The organism is Citrobacter sp. RHBSTW-00599 (assembly GCF_013784065.1).
GTDB classification, from domain to species: Bacteria; Pseudomonadota; Gammaproteobacteria; order Enterobacterales; family Enterobacteriaceae; genus Citrobacter; species Citrobacter braakii.
Window position 1 is genome coordinate 41902 of the sequence record NZ_CP056718.1, and the last position, 26311, is coordinate 68212.

Annotated in this window: 23 protein-coding genes; 11 read left to right on the top strand and 12 right to left on the bottom strand. The window is 48.4% G+C overall.

Annotated elements, in window-relative coordinates; all coding sequences use genetic code 11:
- Nucleotides 1-16: 16 nt before the first annotated feature.
- Together pcoB and pcoA are read right to left on the bottom strand one after the other, a co-directional pair.
- Complete coding sequence (pcoB, locus tag HV243_RS24910; protein WP_170926235.1) at nt 17-907, bottom strand: copper resistance outer membrane transporter PcoB; 891 nt, start codon at nt 905-907, stop codon at nt 17-19.
- A 5-nt stretch (nt 908-912) separates the two neighbouring features.
- Nucleotides 913-2730 (bottom strand): multicopper oxidase PcoA, encoded by a 1818-nt coding sequence (pcoA, locus tag HV243_RS24915; RefSeq protein ID WP_086530010.1) that lies wholly within the window; start codon nt 2728-2730, stop codon nt 913-915.
- 234 nt (nt 2731-2964) lie between these two features.
- On the opposite strand from pcoA, the gene HV243_RS24920 reads away from it, so the two are divergent.
- Nucleotides 2965-3414, top strand: coding sequence for a hypothetical protein (locus HV243_RS24920; RefSeq protein ID WP_058672735.1), 450 nt, complete (start codon nt 2965-2967; stop codon nt 3412-3414).
- A 274-nt stretch (nt 3415-3688) separates the two neighbouring features.
- Complete coding sequence (locus tag HV243_RS24925; protein ID WP_000287501.1) at nt 3689-4426, top strand: peptidoglycan DD-metalloendopeptidase family protein; 738 nt, start codon at nt 3689-3691, stop codon at nt 4424-4426.
- A gap of 33 nt (nt 4427-4459) precedes the next feature.
- Here HV243_RS24925 and HV243_RS24930 read toward each other — a convergent pair whose 3' ends face one another.
- The 7 genes from HV243_RS24930 to silC form a co-directional block, all read right to left on the bottom strand.
- Entirely contained in the window at nt 4460-4657 is a 198-nt protein-coding gene (locus HV243_RS24930) for a DUF2933 domain-containing protein (protein WP_000843497.1), read from the bottom strand.
- Between the two features lie 40 nt (nt 4658-4697).
- Nucleotides 4698-7166 (bottom strand): Ag(+)-translocating P-type ATPase SilP, encoded by a 2469-nt coding sequence (silP, locus tag HV243_RS24935; RefSeq protein WP_008786775.1) that lies wholly within the window; start codon nt 7164-7166, stop codon nt 4698-4700.
- A 97-nt stretch (nt 7167-7263) separates the two neighbouring features.
- Nucleotides 7264-7704, bottom strand: coding sequence for a DUF411 domain-containing protein (locus tag HV243_RS24940; RefSeq protein ID WP_020996125.1), 441 nt, complete (start codon nt 7702-7704; stop codon nt 7264-7266).
- Nucleotides 7705-7789: 85 nt separating this feature from the next.
- Nucleotides 7790-10936, bottom strand: a complete 3147-nt coding sequence (silA, locus tag HV243_RS24945; RefSeq protein ID WP_032716631.1) for a Cu(+)/Ag(+) efflux RND transporter permease subunit SilA — start codon at nt 10934-10936, stop codon at nt 7790-7792.
- A gap of 10 nt (nt 10937-10946) precedes the next feature.
- Nucleotides 10947-12239 (bottom strand): Cu(+)/Ag(+) efflux RND transporter periplasmic adaptor subunit SilB, encoded by a 1293-nt coding sequence (gene silB, locus HV243_RS24950; protein WP_086530009.1) that lies wholly within the window; start codon nt 12237-12239, stop codon nt 10947-10949.
- Between the two features lie 113 nt (nt 12240-12352).
- Nucleotides 12353-12706 (bottom strand): cation efflux system protein CusF, encoded by a 354-nt coding sequence (gene cusF, locus HV243_RS24955; RefSeq protein WP_032716633.1) that lies wholly within the window; start codon nt 12704-12706, stop codon nt 12353-12355.
- 29 nt (nt 12707-12735) lie between these two features.
- Nucleotides 12736-14121, bottom strand: coding sequence for a Cu(+)/Ag(+) efflux RND transporter outer membrane channel SilC (gene silC, locus HV243_RS24960; protein ID WP_032716634.1), 1386 nt, complete (start codon nt 14119-14121; stop codon nt 12736-12738).
- Nucleotides 14122-14310: 189 nt separating this feature from the next.
- Here silC and silR point away from each other — a divergent pair, with 189 nt between their 5' ends.
- From silR to HV243_RS24980, 4 genes are all read left to right on the top strand, one after another.
- Nucleotides 14311-14991, top strand: a complete 681-nt coding sequence (gene silR, locus HV243_RS24965) for a copper/silver response regulator transcription factor SilR (protein ID WP_032716635.1) — start codon at nt 14311-14313, stop codon at nt 14989-14991.
- On the top strand, nt 14984-16459 hold the full coding sequence (silS, locus tag HV243_RS24970; protein WP_053263388.1) for a copper/silver sensor histidine kinase SilS: 1476 nt from the start codon (nt 14984-14986) through the stop codon (nt 16457-16459). Before silR ends, silS begins: the two co-directional genes overlap by 8 nt.
- A gap of 245 nt (nt 16460-16704) precedes the next feature.
- Complete coding sequence (locus HV243_RS24975; RefSeq protein WP_053263389.1) at nt 16705-17136, top strand: hypothetical protein; 432 nt, start codon at nt 16705-16707, stop codon at nt 17134-17136.
- Nucleotides 17137-17281: 145 nt separating this feature from the next.
- Complete coding sequence (locus HV243_RS24980; protein WP_007871800.1) at nt 17282-17632, top strand: DUF305 domain-containing protein; 351 nt, start codon at nt 17282-17284, stop codon at nt 17630-17632.
- A gap of 407 nt (nt 17633-18039) precedes the next feature.
- Here the strand turns inward: HV243_RS24980 and HV243_RS24985 are convergent, their stop codons facing one another.
- Nucleotides 18040-18948, bottom strand: a complete 909-nt coding sequence (locus tag HV243_RS24985) for an HNH endonuclease (protein WP_007374408.1) — start codon at nt 18946-18948, stop codon at nt 18040-18042.
- Nucleotides 18949-20365: 1417 nt separating this feature from the next.
- On the opposite strand from HV243_RS24985, the gene HV243_RS24990 reads away from it, so the two are divergent.
- Genes HV243_RS24990 through HV243_RS25000 form a run of 3 tightly spaced genes read left to right on the top strand, consistent with a single transcriptional unit; the run spans nt 20366 to nt 22033 of the window.
- Entirely contained in the window at nt 20366-20785 is a 420-nt protein-coding gene (locus tag HV243_RS24990; RefSeq protein ID WP_086530008.1) for a hypothetical protein, read from the top strand.
- A gap of 46 nt (nt 20786-20831) precedes the next feature.
- Nucleotides 20832-21254 (top strand): hypothetical protein, encoded by a 423-nt coding sequence (locus tag HV243_RS24995; protein WP_057064181.1) that lies wholly within the window; start codon nt 20832-20834, stop codon nt 21252-21254.
- Nucleotides 21251-22033 carry a site-specific integrase gene (locus HV243_RS25000; RefSeq protein WP_057064182.1) on the top strand — a complete coding sequence of 261 codons (783 nt, stop codon included), beginning with the start codon at nt 21251-21253 and terminating at the stop codon, nt 22031-22033. Before HV243_RS24995 ends, HV243_RS25000 begins: the two co-directional genes overlap by 4 nt.
- A 410-nt stretch (nt 22034-22443) precedes the next feature.
- On the opposite strand, the gene HV243_RS25005 is transcribed toward HV243_RS25000, so the two are convergent.
- The gene (locus HV243_RS25005) at nt 22444-23730 is read right to left on the bottom strand and encodes a DUF1173 family protein (RefSeq protein ID WP_057064183.1); all 1287 of its coding nucleotides are present in this window, start codon (nt 23728-23730) and stop codon (nt 22444-22446) included.
- Between the two features lie 211 nt (nt 23731-23941).
- Between HV243_RS25005 and HV243_RS25010 the strand changes: the two genes are divergently transcribed.
- Together HV243_RS25010 and HV243_RS25015 are read left to right on the top strand one after the other, a co-directional pair.
- Nucleotides 23942-24568 carry a ParA family protein gene (locus HV243_RS25010; protein ID WP_008322831.1) on the top strand — a complete coding sequence of 209 codons (627 nt, stop codon included), beginning with the start codon at nt 23942-23944 and terminating at the stop codon, nt 24566-24568.
- A gap of 41 nt (nt 24569-24609) precedes the next feature.
- On the top strand, nt 24610-24837 hold the full coding sequence (locus HV243_RS25015) for a hypothetical protein (RefSeq protein WP_008322833.1): 228 nt from the start codon (nt 24610-24612) through the stop codon (nt 24835-24837).
- 521 nt (nt 24838-25358) lie between these two features.
- On the opposite strand, the gene repE is transcribed toward HV243_RS25015, so the two are convergent.
- Nucleotides 25359-26111: a replication initiation protein RepE gene (gene repE, locus HV243_RS25020; protein ID WP_057064184.1), complete on the bottom strand. Its 753-nt coding sequence runs from the start codon at nt 26109-26111 to the stop codon at nt 25359-25361.
- Nucleotides 26112-26311 lie beyond the last annotated feature (200 nt).

Consider the following 26311-nt stretch of genomic DNA (forward strand, 5'->3'; position numbering starts at 1 on the left):
GTTTTATATCAGTGCGTTAAAACCAGATTCTGGCTCCCGCCAGGAATACTACCTGATGGTCTTTCTCACCTTCTCTTTTCGCCATATCGGATGTTTTCCCGTAAAGTTGATTCCAGGAAACGCCTATATAGGGTGCAAACTCACGGCGTATTTCATAGCGCAGCCGGAGCCCCAGCTCTGTGTCAGTCAGTCCCCTGCCGCGACCCCGCGATTCATCATCCTGACTGTAGAAATTCACCTCATAGGATGGCTGGAGTATGAGCCGGTTAGTCAGTAAAACGTCGTATTCTCCTCCCAGACGAAGGGCTGCTTTTCCACCATTACTGACAAAACCCGTAATTTCAGACTCAAAATTATAGAGTGCCAGCCCCTGAAAACCGACAGCAGCCCAGGTCTGGGCAGAAGCAGGTCTGAAATCCTGCCTGACACCCGCAACCAAATCCCACCATGGGCCAACCGCATGTCCCCAGAGTAACTGCGCTTCAGCCGCCTCCGTTTCCCCATTGCTTCGTTCACCTTCGCTCTTTAGCCAAATCCGATCTGTGTCGCCTCCAATCCAGCTGTTAACACTCCAGCTGAAATTGTTGGTGTTATCCGACCGTTGCCATTCCAGTTGATCCAGCAGAACCAGATAATTAATCGCACTGTCGTGAATCGCATGCCCCTGTAAATTGCCGAATGCAGCCTTCCGGTCGGCATCGGTAACAGGCGGAATTGGCGTTCTGCTCTCAGTTACAATGGGCTCCATTGACGTCATCTCAGTGAAATTCTCATCTGCTGGCATCTGCATGGCAGACATGTCGTGCCCGGCGTGGGGATCTGCAGAGACGGAGCCCGCCGCAATAGAAAGCTGTGAGGTAAACAAACCGGCGACCAGAACAGGTATGGCGTTCAAATTTCTCTTCATTCGCATCATTCCTCCACCCGGACTTCACGAAACATTCCCATTTCCATGTGATAGAGCAAATGGCAGTGATACGCCCAGCGTCCAAGAGCATCAGCTGTCACTCTGTAACTGCGTTTTGTACCAGGGGGAACATCTATTGTGTGTTTACGAACCATGAAATTACCGTTTTCATCTTCCAGATCGCTCCACATACCATGCAGGTGAATGGGGTGAGTCATCATGGTATCGTTGATCAGCGTGATCCTAAGTCGCTCACCGTATTTCAGCAGCACCGGTGCGGCATCTGAAAACTTGATTCCATTAAATGACCAGGCAAACTTTTCCATGTGGCCGGTTAAATGCAGTTCTATGGTGCGGCCAGGTTCACGTCCGTCAGGATCCTCAAAGCGGCTTTTCAAATCCGCGTACGTGAGAACCTTTCTTCCGTTATTTCGAAGACCAATACCCGGATCGTTTAATTTCGGAGAGACGCTCATCGCCTGCATATCAACCAGTGGGTTATCCGTTTCTGACGCAGGATGACTTTGCATACCCGGCATTCCGGCCATCTGGGAATGATCCATACCGGCCATGCTGCTGTGATCCATGGGCGCGGAGGATGTCCCGCTATCCGGAAGGTCAGCACCGTCCATAGACATCATCTCTCCGCTGTTATCCATGCCTCCCATCTGGCTGTGGTCCATTCCTGCCATATCATGTCCCATTCCTCCCATACCCATATCTTCCATGGTCAACAGAGGACGGGGATCGAGGGGGGGAACGGCAGCACTTAACCCCTCTCTCGTGGCCAGTGTCCCCCGAGCGTAACCGGTCCTGTCCATGGATTGTGCGAAGATGGTATAGACCTCACCCTGAGGCTCCACAATGACATCATAGGTTTCGGCAACGGCAATCCTGAATTCGTCAACGGTAACCGGGTTTACATACTGGCCATCTGCAGCCACGACCGTCATTTTCAGCCCGGGGATACGGATATCGAAATAGGTCATTGCCGAGCCGTTGATAAACCGTAAGCGTATCTTTTCACCGGGACGGAACAGTCCGGTCCAGTTTTTCAGCGGGGCCTGCCCGTTCATGAGATAGGTGTAGGTGTAGCCACTGACATCCGCGAGGTCAGTCGGATTCATTTTCATTTCAGCCCACATTTTCCGATCGGCAATGGTGGCTGACAGCCCCCTGGTATTCACGTCGCGGAAAAAAGAGCCAACGGTTGGTTTATTGAAATTGTAGTAATCCGACTGTTTTTTTAATTTTTTCAGCAGGCTGTGAGGATTTTCATCGGTCCAGTCAGACAACATGACCACATGCTCACGATCGTAAGCAAACGGTTCTGGCTCCCTGGCATCGATGATAATGGCACCGTATACCCCCTCCTGTTCCTGCAGACCGGAATGGCTGTGGTACCAGTAAGTCCCGTTCTGCTTAACCTTAAAGGTGTAAACGTAGGTATCATCAGGCTCTATGCCCCTAAAACTCAGCCCCGGAACACCATCCATATTGGCCGGAAGAATAATGCCGTGCCAGTGAATGGACGTCTGTTCATTAAGACGGTTTTTGACCTTCAGGGTAATGGTGTCACCTTCTTTCCAGCGAAGAACGGGCCCCGGCAGGCCTCCATTGATTGTTTTGGCCTGACGCTCACTGCCCGTGATATTGACGGCCGTTTCACCAATGGTCAGGTCAAACTGAGTACCCTGCAGGGATGCGGCAACTGGCAGGCTCAGACTGGAACGCGCATTGAAACTCCATACGCCAAGACTTCCGGCTACGCCAGAGAGGGTTAACCCCTTCAGGAAAGTTCGTCGAGACGTTTTCAACAGCATGCGCGTTCCCTTATTTAAAGTATGGTTACTGACAGAATTCGAGAACCGATTTAAATTAAATTACTGGTTCATCCTCTTACAATGAAATGAAGCTAGCACACCTTAAGAAACAAATTCATTACAATCGTGTAATGTACATAGCTGTATTACATTTACGTCATCTTCCCCACAGGTTGATTATTTTTATATATGATCGTAAGGACAACTTTTATGTACCTCAGAAGGTAATTACACATGAATATATTAATCACGACCACTGCGTTTACAGCTTTATTTTGTGGGGCAGCTTTTGCTCAGTCCAGTGATATTGCCCATGAAGCACATCGTTTTGTTAATAATGCCTCAGCCGTCAGTCATGTGAATTCCTCGACGCATGAAAATTTGCCGGACAGGATTAATAAAAACAGCACACCCTCATTCTCTGAAATGAATGAACATGAAAGGGCCATTGTTGCTCATTCATTTATGAACAACAGCGCGTCCTATGCACATCAGAAAATGATTGAGGAACATAAAAAAATGCTGTCCGACAGTGGTGCAAATTCAAAGACCTCCTCTTCTTCTTTTAACGAACTGAATGCCGGAGAGAAAGCCGCCCTCGTGCATGAGCAGGTCAATAATGCCGGTGCGGAAGCTCATCAGACACAGGCAAGAAAGCTTCGCGGCCTGTATTCCTCCAGGTAACTGCAGGCGGGTTAGTGCTTAGCAGGGCTTTACTGACGGGTTACGTAGCAGGACATGAGCCCCATATTGCTCTGCCGTAACCTGTTTCAGTCCCGTTAATCATCACCGTCAGGCTGGTCATACAGTTCCCAGATCTTCAGGAGCAAACGGGAAACAAGATATGTTACAAAAATGACGACCATCAACGGTGCTCCCGATTAACTGACAGATGACACGCCTCCTGAAAACCCCTAGCATACGCCGCAGTGTTCATGCTAACGGCGAATTCCAGTAAATGTATTCTACCGATGTCGTAAAAGAAAATGCCTACCTTTCAGCCACCCGCTCGGGGCTGGAATCGAACGAGATCGCTACCCTTCAGCGCTCCTTGCCTTCCCGGTTTAATCTGCGGCATTTGAAAAAAAATGAATCATTAAAACTCGTACTGCAAAAGAAAGCGGGAAAATCACGTGTCGTGGCCTATAAATTTACGTCCGGTTCATTTAATTACACGGCGTATCGTATATCAGATAAAAAGTTCTATAACCTTTCCGATACTTCCGGGAAAGGCAGTCTCGATTATCCGTTACCGGCCACAGCAAGACTCAGTTCGCCTTTCAATCCTGCAAGACTTAACCCGGTATCGGGAAAAGTGAGTCCCCATAATGGCATTGATTATTCCATGCCCATGAACACGAAAATAGTCAGCGTCATCGACGGAAAAATCACCCGGGCCGAATACAACAGCACCATGGGATATTTTGTTGAAGTAACAGGAAAAGCCGGTGTTAAAACTCGCTATCTCCACCTCAATAAAATACTCGTTACTAAAGGGGCCAGGGTTACCCGGGGAGGCGCTATTGCGTTATCCGGTAACAGCGGACGTTCATCCGGTCCTCATCTGCATTACGAGCTGGTCATCAATAACAATCCTGTTAACTCACTGGCGTTCCGGGCAGCGGCACCCGCTGATAACAAACTTGAACAGCATGCCTTTGCGCATGCCAGAGACTACGAACGATACCTGGACTGATAACGGGGCCGCGACGTGGCCCCGTCTGCCGGATTAATTTTTTTTATCGTTTTCACTTCCTTGATGTTGATGATCTCCATGCCCTCCGTGGCCGTGGAAAAGATGCATTAGCGGGCAGACCAGCAATAACAGATATGGCCAGTAACCTGCCACATGTGACCAGTGTTCGCGCAGGAGGGCAAATGCCGCGATCGCGGCGACAGCAATAAGCGCATAGGTGGTACTTTTCATACTGGACTCCTTCTGTTCGTAACAGCCCCTTCACTCAGTGTTATTTCCCGAGCCTGACACTTTTCAGACGCAACGCATTCACAATGACGCTGACGGAGGAAAGAGCCATGGCCGCCGCCGCAATAACTGGCGACAGCAGTATTCCATACACAGGATAAAGCAGGCCTGCAGCCACAGGCACGCCAAGTGCGTTGTAGATAAATGCAAAAAACAGATTCTGTCGGATATTTTTCATGGTGATCTCTGACAGATGACGGGCCCTGTTCAGTATCATCAGGTCGCCTTTGAGAAGGGTGACTCCGGCACTTTCAATTGCCACATCTGTACCCGTTCCCATGGCTATTCCCACGTCAGCCGCTGCCAGCGCCGGGGCATCATTCACACCGTCTCCGGCCATCGCAACCACATGGCCAGACGCTTTCAGTCGGGTTATCACTGCTTTTTTGCCATCCGGCAGAATCCCGGCTTCAACCTCATCTATTCCCAGTTTCCGTGCGACTGCTTCAGCGGTAAGCTGGTTATCCCCGGTGAGCATAACGATGCGGATCCCCGCCTGACGCAAAGCTTTAAGCGCATCCGGCGTGGTTGCTTTCACGGGATCCGAGATAGCTATCAGGCCTGCAAGGTGCCCGTCTGTGGCCACATAGATAACGGTAGCACCTTCCATCCGCAACGTATCCGCAACGGCCTTTTGATTATCAATAACGATACTGTTTTCCTGCATAGCCAGTTCATTACCAATAACAACCCGTTGACCTTCGACATCGCCTGAGACACCTTTACCCGACGGCGCATTGAAATGAGTGACTGCGGGTATTGCGATCCCCTTTTCCTGTGCTGCTTTAACTACTGCCATACCCAGCGGATGCTGCGAGCCTTTTTCCACTGCGGCCGTTACACGCAAAAGAGATGTTTCCCCACCCGGATTGAGACTGATAATCCCTGTCACCGTCGGCGAACCTTCCGTGAGCGTGCCTGTTTTGTCGACAACCAGCGTGTCCACTTTTTCAAGACGCTCAAGGGCTTCGGCATTCTTAATTAACACCCCGGCCTGGGCTCCTTTGCCCACCCCCACCATTATCGACATCGGCGTGGCCAGCCCCAGCGCGCAGGGACAGGCAATAATCAGGACCGACACAGCCGCAATGAGACCGTGCGCCATCCTGGGCTCGGGCCCCCAGACAGACCAGATCATGAAAGCAACAACCGCGATAAGTATCACCAGAGGAACAAACCAGCCTGAAACGCTGTCAGCCATTCTCTGGATGGGGGCCCGCGAACGCTGTGCATCAGCGACCATCTGAACAATTCGTGAGAGCATCGTTTCATCACCGACTTTCTCTGCACGGACGATAAGACTACCTGTCTGATTAATCGTCCCCCCAATGACGGGTTCACCCTCCGTTTTGGTAACCGGCATAGACTCCCCGGTCACCATCGATTCATCCACGGTTGTTTTGCCTTCGACCACGATACCGTCGACCGGAATACTCTCTCCAGGTCTGATGCGGAGCTTATCGCCAGGCAGGACATCTTCCGCATTAATATCCGTTTCATGACCGTCATGATCCAGCCGCCTGGCGGTTTTGGGGGCAAGGTTCAGAAGTGCAGTAATGGCACCTGAGGTTTGTTCCCGTGCCCGCAGCTCAAGAACCTGTCCCAGCAGAACAAGCACCGTAATAACTGCTGCGGCTTCAAAATAAACGGCCACCAGGCCATCCATGTTTCTGAACGATGCAGGAAACCAGGAAGGGAAGACGGTTGCAGTGACGCTGTAAACCCAGGCTACGCCGGTCCCCATAGCAACAAGGGTAAACATATTCAGGGAGCGGTTACGTAACGACATTCCGGCCCGGGCGAAGAATGGCCAGCCACACCACAACACGACAGGAGAGGCCAGAAGTAACTGCAGCCATGTGTTGTACTGTGGCGATACTGTATTCCTCAAAGCGGGAAACAGATGAGATCCCATTTCGAGTATCAGAACCGGAAACGCCAGCAACAACCCCAGCCAGAAGCGTCTTGTCATGTCGCGAAGTTCATCACTCGGCCCCGTGGATGCCGTGGCTACGAGCGGTTCCAGTGCCATTCCACAGACAGGACAGCTTCCGGGACCAGTACGGCGTATCTCCGGGTGCATCGGACATGTCCACACACCTTTAGAAAACCTTTTCTCCGCCTGGTGGTGAGGCTGTTTTATCTGATCAGGGCTGACTTCGTGGTGGTGGTGATGGGAATATTCACTGGCATCTTCGGTAAGATAACGATCGGGATGGGCATTAAATTTGCTCTCACAGCTGGCGGAGCAGAAATAAAGCTGATGGTCCTGGTATCGAATGCTGCTGTGCGCCTTGTCCGGCAGGATGGCCATCCCGCACACGGGATCTCTCACCTTATGCAATACGTGACTCTCGTCCGGGGATAATGTCTGTTCAGAAGCAGTCTGGTTGTTGTGTTGCACTGCATTGTCATTTTTCACAGTAACTCTCCTTATGCATACCTGAAGCATTTTCTGTCTTCAGGGTATGTCATGGATGCGATTACCACGAATGTCGCCGGCATAAGAGGGCCTGCTACCGGCGTCCCGTTATCAGCCGTTCCGCTGACTATTCGATTCGCTGGAAGACTCTTTTACTTCCATCCGGTGAGAATGCGATAACATCGTAAGCCTCTTTTCGGGCTCCCATCTCCATTCCCGGACTTCCTGCCGGCATACCGGGGGTGGCGAGACCGTATATACCTGAACCAGACTGCATTGCTTTATAAATCGTTGTCGCAGGCACATGGCCTTCAATGATCAAATTACCGGCAACCGCGGTATGACAACTTCGTAGTCCTGCAGGAACAGCATGCTTTTCTTTCAGGGCTGACAGCGCCTGATCATTCATGACGTGAGTTCGCACTTCAAACCCGGCTTTTTCCATCGCCTTGCCCCACAGGGAACAACAGCCACAGTTTTCAGATTTGTACATATCAATGACTTTTTCACTCGCCATCACGGGCAGTGAAATGCCGAGAGCCAGGAACATTAGAATCATTTTTTTCATACTCACCTCTGTATGTTATCGATATAAACCCTGATGCCAGGGTGAATTTATGCAAAAGGACACCCACAGGGGTGCCCTTTCAGGGTTATGACACGCTCTTTTTATGTCTGCGCAGCCAGATGAGTTTGTAGGCGGCAGGAATAATGAACAGGGACAGCAGCGGAGCCGTGATCATCCCGCCAATCATGGGGGCCGCAATACGGCTCATGACCTCTGAACCTGCGCCGGTTCCCCAGAGTATGGGCAGCAGGCCCGCAATGATCACCGCCACGGTCATGGCTTTCGGCCGGACACGCAATACGGCACCATGATAGAGGGCTTCATCAAGACCTTCCGGTGTGAATGTCTCTTTACGGGACAATTCCGGGTGCGCTTCAATGGCATGACGCAGATACATCAGCATGACCACGCCAAACTCTGCTGCCACCCCGGCCAGGGCAATAAACCCGGTGCCGGTCGCCACTGACATATGGAAGCCCTGCCAGTACAGGAACCATATCCCGCCTACCAGCGCAAACGGCAGGCTCATCAGAATAAGTAAGGCCTCATCAGCCCGGCGGAATGCCAGATACAACAGAATGAAGATGATCATCACCGTCATCGGCACCATCAGCTTCAGTTTCTTGTTGGCATGCTCAAGCAGTTCAAACTGTCCGGAGAATGACACGCTGGTACCCGGTCTCAGTTTCACTTTCTGACTGATCGCCGTTTTAATGTCATTAACCACCGACACCATATCCCTGCCGCGCGCGTCAATGTAAATCCAGCTGGCTGGACGGGCATTTTCCGTTTTCAGCATAGTCGGCCCTGAAACGACCTTAATATCCGCAACATCGCCCAGCGTGATCTGCTGCTTCATCGGGGTCAGGATCGGCATCTGTTTCAGCGCCTGTGGACTGTTCCGGTAATCCTGCGGATAGCGGATATTAATCGGGTACCGGGCCACGCCTTCAACCGTTTCCCCTACCGTCGCGCCGCCGATGGCTGATGAGATGAACAGCTGCACATCGCCCACCGTCATTCCGTAGCGGGAGGCTTTTTCCCGATTGATATCGATATCGATGTAGCGCCCACCCTCAAGTCGCTCAGCCAGGGCAGACACCACGCCCGGTACCGTTTTGGCTACTGCTTCGATACTCTGCGCCGTCGCATCGATATCGGACAGAACCGTTCCGGACACTTTGATACCTATCGGGCTTTTGATCCCTGTTGAGAGCATATCAATACGGTTACGGATTGGCGGCACCCAGAGGTTTGCCAGACCAGGCAGACGGACGGTCTTATCAAGTTCATCGATAATCTTGTCAATCGTCATGCCTGGCCGCCACTGATCCTCAGGTTTCAGCTGAATGGTGGTTTCCACCATTTCGAGTGGCGCGGAATCCGTTGCGGTCTCTGCCTTACCGGTCTTGCCAAATACAGAGGCCACTTCAGGAACGGTTTTGATTAACTTATCCGTGGTCTGCAGGAGCGCCGCTGCTTCTGCCGGAGAGACACCTGGCAACGTTGACGGCATATAAAGCAGGTCACCTTCGTTGATCTTCGGCAGAAACTCACCGCCCACCTGGCTCAGTGGCCAGATAACCGTGAAGATAGACAAGGCCGCAACCAGCAGGGTTGTTTTTGGCCAGTGGAGGACCCGCAATAGTAATGGATGATACGCTTTTATCAGCATCCGGTTCAGGGGGTTACTGGTCTCGGCAGGAATTTTCCCCCGGATCCAGAATCCCATCAGAATCGGAATGACGATGATGGCCAGCGCGGCCGCGCCCGCCATGGAGTACGTTTTCGTGAATGCCAGCGGTCCAAACAGACGTCCTTCCTGACCTTCCAGGGTAAAGATAGGAATAAAGGACAGGGTGATGATCAGCAGGCTGATAAACAGTGCGGGTCCCACTTCCACGGAGGCGTCGGTAATCACCTTCCAGCGGGTGGCGTTGTCAATCTGCTCACCCGGATGCTGATGATCCCATTCCTCAAGCCGTTTGTGCGCATTTTCAATCATCACAATGGCGGCATCCACCATCGCTCCGACGGCAATCGCAATCCCTCCCAGCGACATAATATTGGCGTTCAGTCCCTGGAAGTGCATGACGATAAAGGCGATACACAGGCCTAGCGGCAGAGAAATAATTGCCACCAGGGCAGAACGTACGTGCCACAGGAACAGGGCACAGACGATGGCCACCACGATAAACTCTTCCAGGAGTTTGTAGCTGAGGTTATCAATGGCCCGATCGATTAACTGGCTGCGATCGTAGGTGGTCACAATTTCAACACCTTCCGGCAGGCTGGCCTTCAGCGTGTCCAGTTTATCCCTCACTGCCGTGATAACGTCGCGCGCATTCTTACCCGACCGCAGGATCACCACGCCGCCGGCGACTTCCCCCTGGCCGTTCAGTTCGGCAATACCTCGCCGCATTTCAGGCCCGGTCTGCACGCGGGCAACATCCCGCAGATAAACCGGTACACCGTTCTCGCCGGTTTTCAGGACAATGTTATTGAAATCATCAATGGTCTGAAGATATCCGCTGGCCCGGACCATATACTCCGCTTCGGCCATTTCAACGGATGAACCACCGGCCTCCTGGTTAGACGATTCAAGAGCCTGTTTCACTTCAGGCAGGCTGACACCGTACTGGGACAATTTCTCCGGATTGACCTGGATCTGATACTGTTTCACCACGCCGCCAACCGAAGCTACTTCCGCCACGTTCGGGATGGTTTTCAGTTCAAATTTCAGGAACCAGTCCTGCAAAGAACGCAGTTCTGAAAGGTCGTGTTTTCCGCTGCGATCGACCAGGGCATATTCAAATATCCAGCCCACTCCCGTGGCGTCCGGACCGATTTCAGAGCTCACACCCGCAGGCAGTTTGCCCTGAACCTGATTCAGGTATTCCAGCACGCGCGAACGGGCCCAGTACAGATCGGTCCCGTCTTCAAAAATGACATACACATACGAATCCCCGAACTGTGAGAAACCACGCACGGTTTTTGCGCCAGGTACGGACAGCATGGTGGTGGTAAGCGGATAGGTGACCTGGTTTTCTACAATCTGCGGGGCCTGTCCGGGATAGCTGGTTTTAATAATGACCTGCACATCTGACAGGTCAGGCAGCGCATCGACCGGCGTGTTAATTATCGTCCATGTGCCCCAGATGCTGAGAAACAGTGCGCCCATCATGACCAGGAAACGGTTGGCGACAGAGCGCCGGATAATCCATTCAATCATCGTCGTCTCCTCAGTGCCCTGAATGCATATTTACAGGCTGCTCAGACATTGCTGGCATACTGTTTTCTGTTTTTTCAGGGTGGCGCATACGTTCCAGCGCGCCCGTAATATTGGCTTCGGAGTCAATGAGGAACAGGCCACTGACCACCACGGTATCACCTTCATTCAGGCCGGAGCCAATGCCGGACTGTTGCTGTGATTCATGCAGAACGTGGATCTGTTTCGGCACAAACTGGCCTTCATCATCAACAGTAATCACGCGCTGTTCTTTGCCGGTATCGATAACGGCCTGGCTTGGTATCAGCAGCATCTCCTGGCTTTGGGTATTCAGTTTCAGATAGGCATTCATGCCCGGCTTGAGAAACTCATCCTTATTAGATACCTGGAGACGGACCTGAAGCGTACGGGTTGTCTGATCCACGCTGGGAAGAATGTTCCATTTTTCGACATGGAATGTTTTATCCGGATAAGCCGGTACCGAAATTTCAAACTGCGACGTATCTTTCAGCAGATAGGCGATAGATTCCGGCACTGCAGCGCTGATCCAGACCGGGTCCATCCCCTGAATCTGAGCCACCACCTTATCTTTCGAAATATTCATGCCGGTGCGCAGGTCAAATGCAGTAATGACACCATCAATAGGTGCTTTAATGGTAAAACGGGTCTGGATTGTGCGGGTTGAACGCAGCCTTTGAATATCCTCTTCCGGCATACCAGCCAGACGAAGTCGCTCCAGCACCCCTTTTATCTGGGTTGGCGTACCGCCTGTACCGGATAACAGCAGGAACTCACTTTGCGCCTCGACCCATTCAGGAATGGTGATATCGATAAGCGGTGTTCCTTTCTTCACATGATCGCCAGTCGTCAGGGGATACACTTTTTCGACGAAACCGTCAGAGCGCGCCTGCACAATGACAAACTGATACTCGTTATAACTGACATTAGCCGGGATCGTCTGAGAATAATTCAGCATTCCGCGCGTGACTTTTTGCGTTTTTAATCCCAGGTTCTGAACCTGCGTTGGATCAATACGGATCCCGCCACCGCTTTTCTCGCCACTTTCATCAGCATATTTTGGCACCAGGTCCATATCCATAAAGGGAGATTTTCCGGGTTTATCAAATTTGGTATCCGGTTTCATCGGGTCATACCAGAAAAGTACCTTTCGCTCCGGTGCCGTTTTTTCTGTTTGTACTGTTTTTGGTGATGAGTTTACATACTGCCAGGCAGTAACCGATATCAGCCCTCCTGCTATGAGGCTGCTGATAATTATTGCAGCATATTTTATCTTTAAAGAAGCCATACAATTTCTCGCTGAAAAATCAAAACACCTGGCATATGCGCCCGATCGTTCATTCTCAGTAATCCCTTAATGAATGTTCAGGCGCACTGGATGTATTCGCTCCGGACTGTTAATCAGGATTGCGTAACGTTAATGCTTTTGAGTAAGGAGATATTGCCCTGCTGAATAAACGAGAAATCGACATGGTTGCCGGTTTTCAGGGCATTGATAGCGTCGTCTGCATTAACAAAAGTGAAGCGCATGGTCATTGCAGGCCAGCCCACCGCAGGGATTGCTTCGTGCGAAATGGTGATTTTTTTACTATTCATATCAATGTCTTTAACGACACCGGTGCCCTTGATAACCTGCTGTACCGAAGCATCACTGGCAGCATTCATATCGCCATGCTGATGTGTTTCAGCATGAAGACCGGCAGAAAACATGACAGAGAAGGCACTAAATAAAACGGCTTTAAGTGAGTTACGCATTTTTAATTTCCTGATATGTTGAATATAATTCACTCTATCCAACCGCCACCCAGCGCGGTGAACAGATTAATTTCGTTAACCTGTCGGGAATAGGTAAGGTCGAGAATGGCTTGCTGCGTAGTGAACAGCGAGCGTTCTGCATCCAGCACTTCTATGTAGCTGACTGCACCACTTGAATATAATCCCCGGGCCCGCTGGAGGGTTATCTGGAGTGAATCAAGATAACGCTGCTGTGCCTCGAGTTGCTGGCTAAGACTATCGCGCAGGGCAAGCGTGTCGGAAACATCCTTGAAGGCCGACTGGATTTTTTGTTCGTAATTAACCACCGACTGTTGCTGGCGAATTTCAGCCAGTTTCAGATTGGCTTTGTTTCTGCCGGCATTGAAAATAGGAATTTCAATTTTGGGGATAAAATTCCACATTCCGCTTCCTGACGTAAAGAGGCTGGACAACTCTGTACTGCTTGCGGAAAGGCCACTGGTCAGGGTAATGGACGGGAAAAATGCCGCTCGCGCTGCGCCAATATTGGCATCAGCCGCTTTTAGCTGGTATTCCGCTTCCATGATATCCGGGCGCTGCAGTAAAATTTGTGAGGACAGGTTTGGTGGCAGTTTTACTGGCGCGATCTCCCCGTCTTTCATCCCTTTTTCTGACGGAAGTGCGTGGTACGTTCCCAGCACCAGTTGCAGGGCATTGTTTGCCTGAGCCAGATCGCCTTCTCGTTTGGCTATTTCGGCACGGGTACTTTCGATTTGTCCTCTGGCCTGTTCAAGCGCCAGAACGTTCGTACTCCCGGTCACCAGTTGTTGCTCAACGAAAGCATAGGACTGTTCATAATTTTTCAGCGTTTCCCGCGCAATACGGAGTTGTTCGTACGCCAGTTGCTGGCTGAAATAGCTTTGTGAAACGTTGGAGACCAGCAGGATGTGTACGGCCCGACGGGCTTCTTCGCTGGCAAAGTAGTTCTGCCGATCAGCGTCACTCATATTCTTAAGTTTGCCAAAAAAATCGAGCTCATAGCTGAGTTCCAGACCCGCGTCATACTCCTGTGTGGTCGGCTTGTCGCCTTTCAGACCACCGCTGTAGGTGATCCCGGATGAGGCATTCAGTTGGGGATAACGATCTGCATCCGTGACGTTGAACTGGGCCCGGGCCTCTTCAACCTTCAGGGCAGCCATTCTCAAATCACGGTTATTATTCAGGGCTTCAGTAATCAGCCGTGTAACCTGGGGATCGACAAAAAAGTTACGCCAGCCCGTATCCTGATAACCATTCACTGCTGGCGTCAGGCTGTTTCGGGACAGTGAAAACTGCTGGGGTACCGGTGCTGCCGGGCGCTGATATTCTGGCGCCAGAGAGACACAACCGGCCAGGATGAATATCGTGCTAATGCTGAGTAATTTTAATTTGAACATAACGCTTCTCGTCCAGGCAGACCTGGTAAATGGTCCAAATGAAGTCCAGAGTATTGATAGGAGTACTTTACCGAACGCTCTCTGTTTGCCGGGTGACAGGATAATGACAATGTTGTCATTTTTGCTGTAATCCGTTGATAACGATCGTGGGCGCAATAGAATGACCTTAGCAGCCAGCCGGGGAGCAAGATGAAAATATTGATCGTCGAAGACGAAATTAAAACAGGTGAATATCTCAGCAAAGGACTTACAGAGGCAGGGTTCGTAGTGGATCACGCTGATAATGGTCTTACCGGATATCATCTCGCCATGACAGCTGAGTATGATTTAGTCATTCTGGACATCATGCTGCCTGATGTGAACGGCTGGGATATCATCCGCATGCTGCGCACTGCCGGAAAGGGTATGCCGGTCTTACTGCTGACGGCCCTCGGCACGATCGAACACAGGGTCAAAGGACTGGAACTGGGTGCGGACGATTATCTGGTTAAACCCTTTGCGTTTGCCGAACTGCTGGCCCGGGTGAGAACCCTTTTGAGGCGGGGAAGCACGATGATCACGGAAAGCCAGTTTAAGGTGGCTGATCTCTCGATTGATCTCGTATCCAGAAAAGTCAGTCGCGCCGGAAACCGCATTATGCTCACCAGTAAAGAGTTCAGCCTGCTGGAATTTTTCATTCGCCATCAGGGAGAGGTTCTTCCCCGCTCCCTGATTGCCTCTCAGGTCTGGGACATGAATTTTGACAGCGACACTAACGCGATTGATGTCGCCGTAAAGCGACTCCGCGCTAAAATAGACAACGATTACGAGACAAAGCTGATCCAGACAGTCCGGGGCGTGGGCTATATGCTGGAGGTCCCGGATGCATAGCAAACCTTCCAGACGCCCTTTCTCACTCGCGCTGCGGCTGACCTTTTTTATCAGCCTGTCCACAATACTGGCTTTTATCGCCTTCACCTGGTTTATGCTGCATTCTGTTGAAAATCATTTTGCCGAGCAGGATGTCAGCGATCTTCAACAAATCAGCACCACACTGAGCCGTATACTCCAGTCCCCGGCAGATCCGGATGAAAAAAAAGTAAGCAAAATAAAGGAATCGATCGCCAGCTACCGCAACGTTGCACTTTTGCTCCTCAATCCCAGGGGGGAGGTGCTCTTTAGTTCAGCGCAGGGGGCAGCACTACGCCCGGCCGTGAATTCAGCAGATTTTAGCGAGCACAGCCGCGCACGGGATGTCTTTCTCTGGACGGTGGAGGATCCTGCGAGACCGATGGATACCGGGTCTGAAATGAAGATGGAAACATACCGGATTATCGCCTCCTCTGGCCAGGCGATATTTCAGGGCAAACAGCAGAACTATGTCATGCTGACTGGTCTCTCCATTAATTTCCATCTCCATTACCTCGATGCGCTGAAAAAAAATCTGATTGCGATCGCCGTCGTGATAAGCCTGCTGATTGTTCTGATCATTCGCATCGCTGTCCGTCAGGGGCACCTGCCCCTTCGTAATGTCAGCAATGCCATTAAAAACATCACCTCCGAGAATCTTGATGCGCGGCTGGAACCGACACGCGTTCCCATTGAGCTGGAGCAGCTGGTTATCTCGTTCAATCATATGATTGGAAAGATTGAGGATGTCTTTACCCGCCAGGCCAATTTCTCAGCCGATATCGCGCACGAGATCAGAACGCCCATCACCAATCTGGTGACGCAGACTGAAATCGCGCTGAGTCAGGATCGAACCCAGAAGGAACTTGAGGATGTCCTCTATTCCAGCCTTGAAGAGTATAACCGGATGACCAAAATGGTCAGCGACATGCTGTTCCTGGCGCAGGCGGACAATAATCAGCTGATACCTGACAGGGTCCGGTTTGACCTCAGAGCAGAAGTCATGAAAGTCTTCGAGTTTTTCGAAGCCTGGGCCGAAGAACGCAATATCACGCTCAAATTTAACGGGATGCCCTGCCTGGTTGAGGGAGATCCACAAATGTTCAGAAGGGCGATCAATAATCTGTTATCCAATGCCCTGCGTTATACCCCGGAGGGACAGGCAATCACCGTCTCAATAAGAGAGCAGGAGAGCTTTTTTGACCTTGTGATTGAAAATCCGGGGAAACCAATCCCTGAAGAGCATTTATCAAGGCTGTTTGACCGTTTTTATCGGGTAGATCCGTCCAGACAACGAAAAGGAGAAGGCAGCGGCATCGGCCTTGCGATTGTGAAGTCCATCGTGGAAGCACATCACGGAAGAGTGCAGGTGGAATCGGACGTACGTTCAACTCGTTTTATCCTATCCGTGCCCAGACTGGAGAAAATGATTCCGGAAACCCAGTACTGAGAATAAAGATTTAAATGACAAAGATGTCATTAGCCTGTCATGCAGCAAACAGAAGCCATTCGATATAATTAGTGCAACTTATCAGGAAGGCATTATTACTTCATCCATACACGGCATCAGCACAAGCCAGGAGTTGTATTAAAGCCTCATCCCGGCGGAATAAGGTCTGTAGAGTTGTCAGTTGTACTACTGAGGACACAGATCGAAATTCACGGACATCACTAATTCAGAAATGGAGAGTTACCATGAAAAATATCGTCTTAGCATCAGTGTTAGGTTTGAGCTTAATTTCTACGGCCTGGGCCACTGAAACCGTAAATATCCATGAGCGTGTCAATAATGCTCAGGCTCCGGCCCATCAGATGCAGTCTTCTTCAACTCCAGCCGCCATCCAGGGGGCAGCCCCACGGATGGCCGGTATGGATCAGCATGAACAGGCTATTATTGTTCATGAAACCATGAACAATAGTTCAGCAGATGCACATAAAAAAATGGCGGAAAGTCATCAGAAGATGATGGGAACTGGCACCGTTAACGCTTCCCGTCCGGCGACTTCGTTTGCGGCGATGAATGAACATGAAAGAGCAGCTGTTGCCCATGAATTTACGAATAACGGTCAGTCCGGCCCCCATCAGGCTATGGCTGATGCACACCGCCGCATGATCAATGCGGGCTGATGACAACTGAAGTTTCCGTGCGGTTACCCTTTCCTTGATAGATTGTCCCTTATACGGATATGTTGTTATTTTTTGCCCCTTTCAGGGGGCTTTTTTGTCTGACTCAGCTAAACTTATCCGGTAACCATCTGAAAGGGTTTATTATATGAAAATCACAAATTCGCTTTTTGTTATACTGATGTTATCCCTGCCAGCGATTTCCGCAGAACATTCAGAAATGAAAATGTCAGATATATCCTCATCGGCATCGTCACAGGAATATATGTCCGGCATGAAAGGTATGCATGACAAAATGATGGCCGCTGTAAAAGAGTCCGATCCCGACAAGGCTTTTGCGAAAGGCATGGTAGCACACCATGAAGGGGCAATAGCAATGGCTGAGACCGAGCTAAAATACGGAAAAGATCCGGAAATGAGAAAGCTCGCGCAGGACATCATTAAAGCTCAAAAAGGTGAAATTGAGCAGATGAATAAATGGCTTGGTAATCAAAAATAATGATTGCGGAAATAATATATTGCGCGTACAGTCAGAGTGTTCCCGGGCACGGGAACCTGTTAATCGTTAATTAATCAAAACCCGATTCATTTCGGGTTTTTCCTTTTACCCCCCCCAACGCATGCACTGCACCGAGTGAAATTCACCTGAGCCAATTCTGCTTGCTTATTATTTCGATGGGAATTGCTGATTTTAATTAAGTCTATGTTTTAAAGGTGTTTCTCATGCCTGGGTTTGGCAGGGGTTCGTCCTGTTCTCTGGTCATGCGCAATGGCAATTCGCAGTCAGGGCTCAAGACTACTTTTACCTCTTTTTTAACAGAAAGTTTCTGGACCCGATACTTGCCGGAAACATCATCTGCTGTTCATCCCGCCCAATAAAACGAAGGTATCACTCTCGTTTGAATCTCACTTACTTTCCATTTTGTAATAAAGAATCAAGTTTTCCAGTGATATATCAATACCAACTTTTTTTAATAACCTTTTTCGCGCAGTGTATATTTCTTTCAGCATATCTTCATAACCCTGACCAAGGTGAATTTGTTTATGGCAATTGCAACACAGAGATATGATATTTTCTTCAACATCAAGAGATGTGTCAAAAGCATCTTGCCTGGACATAGGTACAATGTGATGAGGTTCTGTGTAATTTAAGGATGAATTTCGCCTTCTGAATGTTGGGTGGTCACTATCGACTTCACATCTGTAACCTGCTTTATTCAGCGCATTTTGGGATACGCCTTTACTCCTGGGATACGAGAGGCCATTTTTTACTTCTATTGCATTTTTCTTTGGTTTGGCTTCCCCTGTATATTCAAACGTCTGAACGTTGTCAAAGATATTACTTTTCTCTATGGCATTGATCAACTCATCGTCAGAGTAATACTCACTGCTGGCCATTTCTGTTGTACCAAAAAAATCCAGTTCGTTAATTGCCTGAACAAGTTCCTCACGAATTGTCCATAAGTTTCTTTTGGGTTTTCCGCCGATTTCTTTACTCTTCATTACGGTAATGAATTTTGTACCGGATGCGATATTTCCGACACCTTTAACCTCGAATCTACCAAGTTCTTTTTGAACTCTGCCACCCAGTCCGTTTATGACTCCATTAGCACTCATGCTGTGCAGGTCGTACTTCTTACCAATATCGAAGCATGTGCAGGAATGATTTGGCTCAATAAACCATTTTTTTAACGCTGCAATACTTTTTGTGTCAAAAACTTTATCATTTGTTAATAAAGTTTTCCATTCTTCCACACTGATATCAATGTCACAGACATACTCTCCATCAATCACTTCGCATATTTTTTTAATCACATTCATTCCCCTGTTATACAGATAGTCATAATGAAAATATAAAGCTCGCTAACCGGTATGGTTGCGTAAGGACCGTAGTCTCTCAGAGACCGTGCTTTCTTTTTTTTCAGGCCTGGACACTAAAGGGTCTGTTGCACCCCGAAAAAATTTGTTGCGGGGATTGCTCATTGAGATGAGCCTCTGCTCGATCATACCAGATCAGCAGGCTGCCCCCAATGCTATGGCTTCTTAGTTTGGCCATTATCCGGCCTTCCTCACGACCAATAAAATAGAGACATTACCCGTGACGCTGCCACCGTCTCAGCCCGGAACGATCAGTGAGCGCTTCTGATGACCTTCGGTTTTTTTAACGAAGCGGGTGGGATACGGTTTGTTGCTGAAATCTTAATAATAACCAACAACTGATGCTAATTTCGCACTTTTAACATATATGAATATAAATGTTATGAATAATTGCATTTACAGGAAATATCATGCGTTTTGTCATCCGGGATCCGAAAAAAGGCAGTCTCGGATCTTTCCTCCACACGCCGGCGCACTGCGGCCAGGAAACACAACATATGCCACTCTATCAGCGGAATTATCTTCTATATGTTGTGTTAATTCCTCTTTATCTGACCAGGTTCTCAGGGGCGGAAAAGACCGCTTCGCTTATTCCCTGACCGTGGTACACTTCCGGAAAGTCGTGAATAGGCAAAAAATCGGATCACCCGAAAACAGCCATCCGGTAATTTAACTCAGTAGTTATACGTCTACTTATTATCACCTGAGTTATGATATTCGTAAGGGACTACATCAATGGTTATCATCACCCGTGTTACAGGTGTGAGAAAATTCCTAAGAGGTGTGGGGAAAATTCTGAATGCGCCCGGTACTGTCACTCAGGGTGATAATACCGGCATCAATTAACACAGAAATGTCCGGACAGAGTCAGCACCGTGCGAAAAGGATGGTCGTGGCAAAATATTATGCCGGGGAGTGTGATTACTCTGAGTGATGGTTTCATTCGGTGTCAGGGGAAGCGCGCTCAGTCTTCGACAGAGGCATTACCGGACTTTACAAAATACGCAAAGTACAAACTCCTTACTATCGGACCTCAAAGATTCTGAATCATGAGGGGCTTGTTGATATGTGTGAGTTATTACTGAGAATCATCCAGATGTTTTTGGGACTGTCCACGCAGGACAAGATACTGACGCTGCTGTTTGTTCTGGCTCTCGCTTTTTTGACATGACTGCAGCAAAAACGCTGAGGCCTGCAGGCAAGAAGCCGTTTGACATGAGAACGCTTTCTTTCACGCCAGTACAAACAACATGTCCACCCTGAAGGTCGGGCAGGACGGGATTTCTCAACAATAAATAAACACCGGGAATGGAAAAATTTTGATTCTGATATCCGGATAAGCGGGGGGATATTAATGGATGATTTGCAGCGAGATAACGAAGCAGAAGATGACAACAATAACCTGTTAAATGTGGATATGGGAATGCTCGACCAGCTCAGGGGGATTGCACACCAGTTAGAGACTGAGTATGGCGATATTTCTATGCGGCACTCGCCCTCAGGTTGTGGAGATACCATCACGGTATTACTCAATGATAAAGGACAGGAAGTCGGGGAATGGCAACCATCAGAATGCGACGATGAGGATAATGTTGCTGGAGCTCAGATGTCAGGTGACTGGATTTTTGTAACTCCCCCAAGGAACACCCGGACGCTCGAAGGCTCGGTTCCTGTCAGCGAAATCATTGCTAAGCATGAGGAAGGCATTTTGACGGAAGTTTGTGCCAGCACTCTGGATGAGCTTGTTCCTGCATCTGGAAAAATTCGATTGTGAGTCTGCGTAACTTACTTTGATAAAATGATTACTCCGGGAGTCTGTAATGGAAAAAATGAGTGGGTATTTTCTCGGTCGAAAAATATTCTGCCGGCAGTCGCTGGATATGTTTGGCCTCATACGAGGTGAGGACGGGAAAATGACCTTTCCCCGTCACTCTGATAAACGTTTTCCGATCGGTCGTATCCGCAAACGGCTGGCAGCTTATGGCTGGCGTGGAGAGCGTCTGAATCAGGAAGTAGCTCGTATCGTCGCAGGCCCTGATATTTTCCCTGAGAGAAGTGACTACAGCATTATCTTTCCTTACGGATGGGAACGTAACCAGCTTACCCCTGAGATGCGGAGAATGTTTCCCCGGAAGAGTGGTCGTCGCGTGCTGGTTACGCTGGATGAGTTCCACTCTTTTCATGGCTCCGTGGAGTGCCAGACGTTTTCACCAGAAAGTGATGAAACACCCGAGGTATCATGAATTACCCTTCTATTCCCGGACAGGTTTACGCCCAGGAAAAAATCCTGCTACCCGTGGCCATCGATTATCCGGCCGCTCTGGCCCTGCGTCAGATGGCGATCGTCCAGGACGAACTGCCGAAGTATCTGCTGGCGCCGGAAGTGAGCGCCCTGCTCCATTACGTGCCGGATCTGCACCGCAAAATGCTGCTGGCCACTCTGTGGAATACCGGCGCACGGATCAATGAAGCGCTGGCCTTGACGCGGGCTGATTTTTCGCTGGCTCCGCCCTATTCGTTTGTGCAGCTGGCAACCCTGAAACAGAGAGCGGAAAAGGCGGCCAGAACAGCCGGAAGAATGCCTGCCGGCAATCAGGCGCATCGTCTGGTGCCGCTTTCAGATAAACAGTACGTCAGCCAGCTGGAGATGATGGTGGCCACGCTGAAAATCCCGCTCGAGCGTCGCAATAAACGTACCGGCAGAATGGAGAAGGCACGTATCTGGGAAATTACCGACCGCACAGTGCGTACCTGGCTGAATGAAGCGGTAGATGCCGCGGCAGCCGATGGCGTGACGTTCTCCGTCCCGGTGACGCCACATACTTTCCGGCATTCCTATGCCATGCATATGCTGTACAATGGTATTCCGCTGAAGGTGCTGCAGAGCCTGATGGGACATAAGTCGATAAGCTCGACGGAAGTGTACACGAAGGTGTTTGCACTCGATGTGGCTGCACGCCACAGGGTTCAGTTCCAGATGCCGGAAGCTGATGCGGTGGCCATGTTGAAAAAAAATATCTGACCCAAAACGAACAATAGCTCTGTCTTTTCACGACGACAATACCTATCCGGAAGAAATTCATTCATATTACAGCGAGTGCTTAAATGAAAATGAAAACGACGATATTTCGTTAAAAAATGAGGTCGTTTCCTGTATCGATAACGGGATTGTGAAGCTAGAGCAAGGAAAAACCATCTACGACAATGGCTACGAGAGACATAGTTTTCAGTGTGTTGGTGTAAACAAGGATGGCTCGATGATCAACATCATTAAGACCGGCCCGGGAAAGTATTTCATCATGCGTACAACAATTTGAAAGCTTTGTTGCATTGGAAGTATCAGGCCTTCTTATAAAGAGAAGGTCATTAAAAAACAATACAAAATCATGATTTCATTCTTTCATTCTTTCATTCTTTCATTCTTTCATTCTTTCATTCTTTCATTAAGTTAGTGTAGCCAGATATTTTCTTTGATGGGAAGGATGAATCAATAGCCAACTTATCGCTTATGGTTGCGTCCCAGGACCACCATCCTTTCTCACCAAATTCACGGTTGTACCATCTTTCTTTCTCGCGCCGATGAGCAATGTAAGCATCGGCTTTCATCCCCCACACCTCAATCGGGAAAGGCATATGATTTTGAGACTGCACATCGAGCAGACAAAAGTCGGGATGAAACTCCATCTCGGAAGAGTCATATCTTAGTGGTTTAAAAAAGGACCGCTGTAACTCGTATAATTTTTGTTCCATCGTGCCTTCATATTGCGAATCAAGCGGTATAAAGCGCTCACTCGTCATCATCATGGCAAGCTGGCGAACCTGAGCTGACTTAGCGCTGGGCACATCTGTCAGAGCAATGATGAAAATTTTATATCCATTTTTCCAGCCACTGAATTCATGTGGAAATCTCTCAATGGCAGAATTCCATCTGGAGGTATCAAGACCAAGAAAAGGCATACCTGCAAAATCCTTCACAGGCAGACGGTTTACCCCTGAGATGTATTTATCAGAGTATTTTGCCAGTTCGGCCACGACTACCATCCTGCATTTATTCTGCCTGGCGAATTCTACAGCCCCACTGTTCCGAGCACTATCTCTTGAACCGGTCACTGCAGGCGTAAGCAATACCTTTGACAATCGTGTTTTGCCAATTTCAATTTCACATGCTTGAGTCCAAAGATGGAAGCCAAGTAATGTTGATGACCTCACTCCATCCATCTTTGGAAACCATCGGTTATATCCTGAATTTTCCCAGAGCAAGTGCATTAGGCCGCACAGAGACACTGTGCCTCTTTTACGTTTACGGGAAGCATCACCAGTCAGAGGGGTTGCAGGAATATCATCAGATACTGATTTTGTCTGCAAAGCATAATCCAGCTTTACGTTGATAATGCCGTCTGGCTTTTCAGTGATCGCATCATTGTTGTAAGTGCCTTGCGCACCTTCAGGTGAGAGGCGGCTATAGAAACGACACTCATCCTTATGTTTATTGCCAGTGAGAGGGAAGCGTGCCAGATGATGCTTCTCATTTTTTAACTTCACAGCCAGCGGTAGTTCTCTGCCTGTACATAAACAGACAGCATACGAGTTACAGTCGCGTGATTTCTTCAATGCTTGTTGAAATTCAGTCTGTATCGAAGACGAATCTTGTTCATCTGCGCCAAATAATCGGGGTGATGACTTGCTATCAAAATACAGTTTGACCGTGAAATTATTCATACCTGCCCACCTTTCCCTTTAGTCATTAAATCATTAAATCATTATTTAATGACTGGTTATCGTGAACAATTTCACATAGTTATGATGTTCATGTTTTCCTTATATCATTAAATCATGATTTCATATTGTTATTGCATAGTACTCTGTGTCATAGTTTGATTTGCACAAACTCATTTATAATGAAATCATGATTTAATGAAAGGATGATATCATGGGTAAGGTTATATCAGTAATTGGTCAGAAGGGTGGTGGTTCCAAAAGCACCGAATCCAGAACACTGGCTGTAGGATTTACGGAGGCTGGATGGAAGACTCATCTGGCTGATATGGATGTAAAGCAACAGACATCATTCAAATGGACTGAGCGAAGGGAAAAAAGTGGACTAAGTCAAATTGACTGTGCTCTTTACCGTCGGGTTGATACAGCAGTCAAAATGAAGGACAGCTGCCATTTATTAATTATTGATGGCCGTCCAGCTGCAGAGACAACATCGCTCGACGTAGCAGATGAATCAGACCTGGTAATTATCTCGACAGGAACGACAATCGATGATCTTGAGCCTTCACTCGAGCTAGCCCGCGAATTGATAAAAAAAGGGATTGATAAGAGCAAAATCGTATTCGCTGTAGCTAAATCTCCGTCTCCTTCTCAGGGGGAAAAAGCTCAGGAAACGATTAAAGCATGGGGTTACAAAGTACTGAAAACGGTTATACCTTTTAAGACAAGCTATGGCGAAGCCCTTGATGCCGGGCGCGCACTACATGAAACATCATTTAAATCTTTAAACGAACTCGCAAAACAAATGATTGAAGAAGTTCATGATATAATTAATTCATGATAGCATGATTTCATTAATTCATTTTATGTGTGAGGTTCTCTATGAAAGGCCCGAAAAGTACTATCAAAATTGATCCACCAAAAGATGATGAACCAACTCTGGATGTTACAGGACGAAGCGCAGCTCCTGAATCTTCTGTGAAGCCTATCCAGATAAAAGTACCTGTCTCTAAGCACAAAGAAATGAAAGCTTATGCTGCGGAGCAGGGGATATCTATGACTGAAATGATAATGGCTGGGTATGAAATGTATCGCAATAAAATGAAATAATGAAAGCATGATTTCATGAAAAAATGATAATCAACTTCACAGACTAACTCTTAATGCCAGGTTTCCACTGTTATAGATATCCCTGGCAGAAGGGGAACGACAGGAACGATAACTAGCTCTACAAGCAAAATGCAGGCAACTTTATAACGCCACCCCCTTTCCTCGGCGGAAAAGAGATACCACTAATTTTTTCCCAATGATGCACTTTAAGGTTTCACGGGATGTAAAGTGTGACAAATTGCACTCAACTTTAGGGCAACCAGGAGAATTACTCTGTTAGTGTTTAACATTTCTTCTGTGACAAAATGCCCTGAAAGAAGTGTGACAAATTGCTCTTAGCTAAGAGTGACAATCTGCCTTCAAAAAAATATAGGGGTTCAGGCTTGATTTCGTGGGTATCAGAGAGCTGAAAACCATCCCAAGTGTGACAAATAGCCCTGAGCCCACCATTATCTGTGACAATTTGCCCTGAGAAAGTGTGACATTCAACCCTCGAAAGTGTGACTATCTGCCCTCATGATTTAGAGAGAGTTTGCTACTATATCACTGAAAGAAAAGACAATATGAGTTGTCTGTCGTCCTTTCTTTTTCTCTATATAACTCAGCCGCATCGGCGTTCTGCTATTGATTTCATCAACACTTGCCTGAAGGAAACGGCGTCGAAAATCAGGCATTCGTTGATAACTTTGCGGCAGCTGGTAACGTTCCATTATCCAGTCTACTTTGAGCGACACACAGCCTGAACCATCGGGTTTTCTGTACTGGCAGAGAGATTCATACAGCCGCATAGCATAGGGATTAGTTATCTCCTTTGTTTCGCTAAGCCTGAATTGGGTAAATCTGTTCTGCAAACCAATAAAAAATGGAATCAGATAGGGGTTTATATGAACACTGTACAGTCCTCGGGAAGGGCTGTGTGCACGTTTAATGAACCAGGGGAAAGACTCTAACCCTTTTTCACCGTTAGCATCCTCTTCAGGTCGGTAAAATACGACCTCTTTACCAGCAAAGCCTTTGAGCGCCTGACGTATATCCTTACTGGCTTCGGCAGAGGTTAATCCAAATGTTGCTGCATAATGAGCTACCTGTATTTCACAGATACCATCATGCTCCTGAAGCGAGCCATCTGATTTACGGATCTGATCGACGAACAAATACAGCATACGCTTCTGATCACGAGAGAGACTATAAGCTGCTTCGGTAAGCTCATTAGACTGAACTATACGAGGGCTATTTTTGCGCTTTTTATGGTTTATTACCGCAACTTCCGTCATGACCGTTCCATTTAAAATGTGACAGATTTTAAGATTGTCACATTTCATCAAAAAGAGTCAACAGGTAAGGATAAGTTTGTGATTCAAATAGATCGCAGAGGGCAATTTGTCACAGGGTTAAGGGCAGATAGTCACAGTTCAATAGGGTAAATGAGGGTGATTTGTCACAATGAAAGGGCAAGTTGTCACAAAGGATCCTC

What these genes read in the sequence shown, in the direction of transcription:
- pcoB (WP_170926235.1), bottom strand. Translation starts at nt 907, where the DNA reads ATGAAGAGAAATTTGAACGCCATACCTGTTCTGGTCGCCGGTTTGTTT.
- pcoA (WP_086530010.1), bottom strand. Translation starts at nt 2,730, where the DNA reads ATGCTGTTGAAAACGTCTCGACGAACTTTCCTGAAGGGGTTAACCCTC.
- HV243_RS24920 (WP_058672735.1), top strand. Translation starts at nt 2,965, where the DNA reads ATGAATATATTAATCACGACCACTGCGTTTACAGCTTTATTTTGTGGG.
- HV243_RS24925 (WP_000287501.1), top strand. Translation starts at nt 3,689, where the DNA reads ATGTATTCTACCGATGTCGTAAAAGAAAATGCCTACCTTTCAGCCACC.
- HV243_RS24930 (WP_000843497.1), bottom strand. Translation starts at nt 4,657, where the DNA reads ATGAAAAGTACCACCTATGCGCTTATTGCTGTCGCCGCGATCGCGGCA.
- silP (WP_008786775.1), bottom strand. Translation starts at nt 7,166, where the DNA reads ATGCTTCAGGTATGCATAAGGAGAGTTACTGTGAAAAATGACAATGCA.
- HV243_RS24940 (WP_020996125.1), bottom strand. Translation starts at nt 7,704, where the DNA reads ATGAAAAAAATGATTCTAATGTTCCTGGCTCTCGGCATTTCACTGCCC.
- silA (WP_032716631.1), bottom strand. Translation starts at nt 10,936, where the DNA reads ATGATTGAATGGATTATCCGGCGCTCTGTCGCCAACCGTTTCCTGGTC.
- silB (WP_086530009.1), bottom strand. Translation starts at nt 12,239, where the DNA reads ATGGCTTCTTTAAAGATAAAATATGCTGCAATAATTATCAGCAGCCTC.
- cusF (WP_032716633.1), bottom strand. Translation starts at nt 12,706, where the DNA reads ATGCGTAACTCACTTAAAGCCGTTTTATTTAGTGCCTTCTCTGTCATG.
- silC (WP_032716634.1), bottom strand. Translation starts at nt 14,121, where the DNA reads ATGTTCAAATTAAAATTACTCAGCATTAGCACGATATTCATCCTGGCC.
- silR (WP_032716635.1), top strand. Translation starts at nt 14,311, where the DNA reads ATGAAAATATTGATCGTCGAAGACGAAATTAAAACAGGTGAATATCTC.
- silS (WP_053263388.1), top strand. Translation starts at nt 14,984, where the DNA reads ATGCATAGCAAACCTTCCAGACGCCCTTTCTCACTCGCGCTGCGGCTG.
- HV243_RS24975 (WP_053263389.1), top strand. Translation starts at nt 16,705, where the DNA reads ATGAAAAATATCGTCTTAGCATCAGTGTTAGGTTTGAGCTTAATTTCT.
- HV243_RS24980 (WP_007871800.1), top strand. Translation starts at nt 17,282, where the DNA reads ATGAAAATCACAAATTCGCTTTTTGTTATACTGATGTTATCCCTGCCA.
- HV243_RS24990 (WP_086530008.1), top strand. Translation starts at nt 20,366, where the DNA reads ATGGATGATTTGCAGCGAGATAACGAAGCAGAAGATGACAACAATAAC.
- HV243_RS24995 (WP_057064181.1), top strand. Translation starts at nt 20,832, where the DNA reads ATGGAAAAAATGAGTGGGTATTTTCTCGGTCGAAAAATATTCTGCCGG.
- HV243_RS25000 (WP_057064182.1), top strand. Translation starts at nt 21,251, where the DNA reads ATGAATTACCCTTCTATTCCCGGACAGGTTTACGCCCAGGAAAAAATC.
- HV243_RS25005 (WP_057064183.1), bottom strand. Translation starts at nt 23,730, where the DNA reads ATGAATAATTTCACGGTCAAACTGTATTTTGATAGCAAGTCATCACCC.
- HV243_RS25010 (WP_008322831.1), top strand. Translation starts at nt 23,942, where the DNA reads ATGGGTAAGGTTATATCAGTAATTGGTCAGAAGGGTGGTGGTTCCAAA.
- HV243_RS25015 (WP_008322833.1), top strand. Translation starts at nt 24,610, where the DNA reads ATGAAAGGCCCGAAAAGTACTATCAAAATTGATCCACCAAAAGATGAT.
- repE (WP_057064184.1), bottom strand. Translation starts at nt 26,111, where the DNA reads ATGACGGAAGTTGCGGTAATAAACCATAAAAAGCGCAAAAATAGCCCT.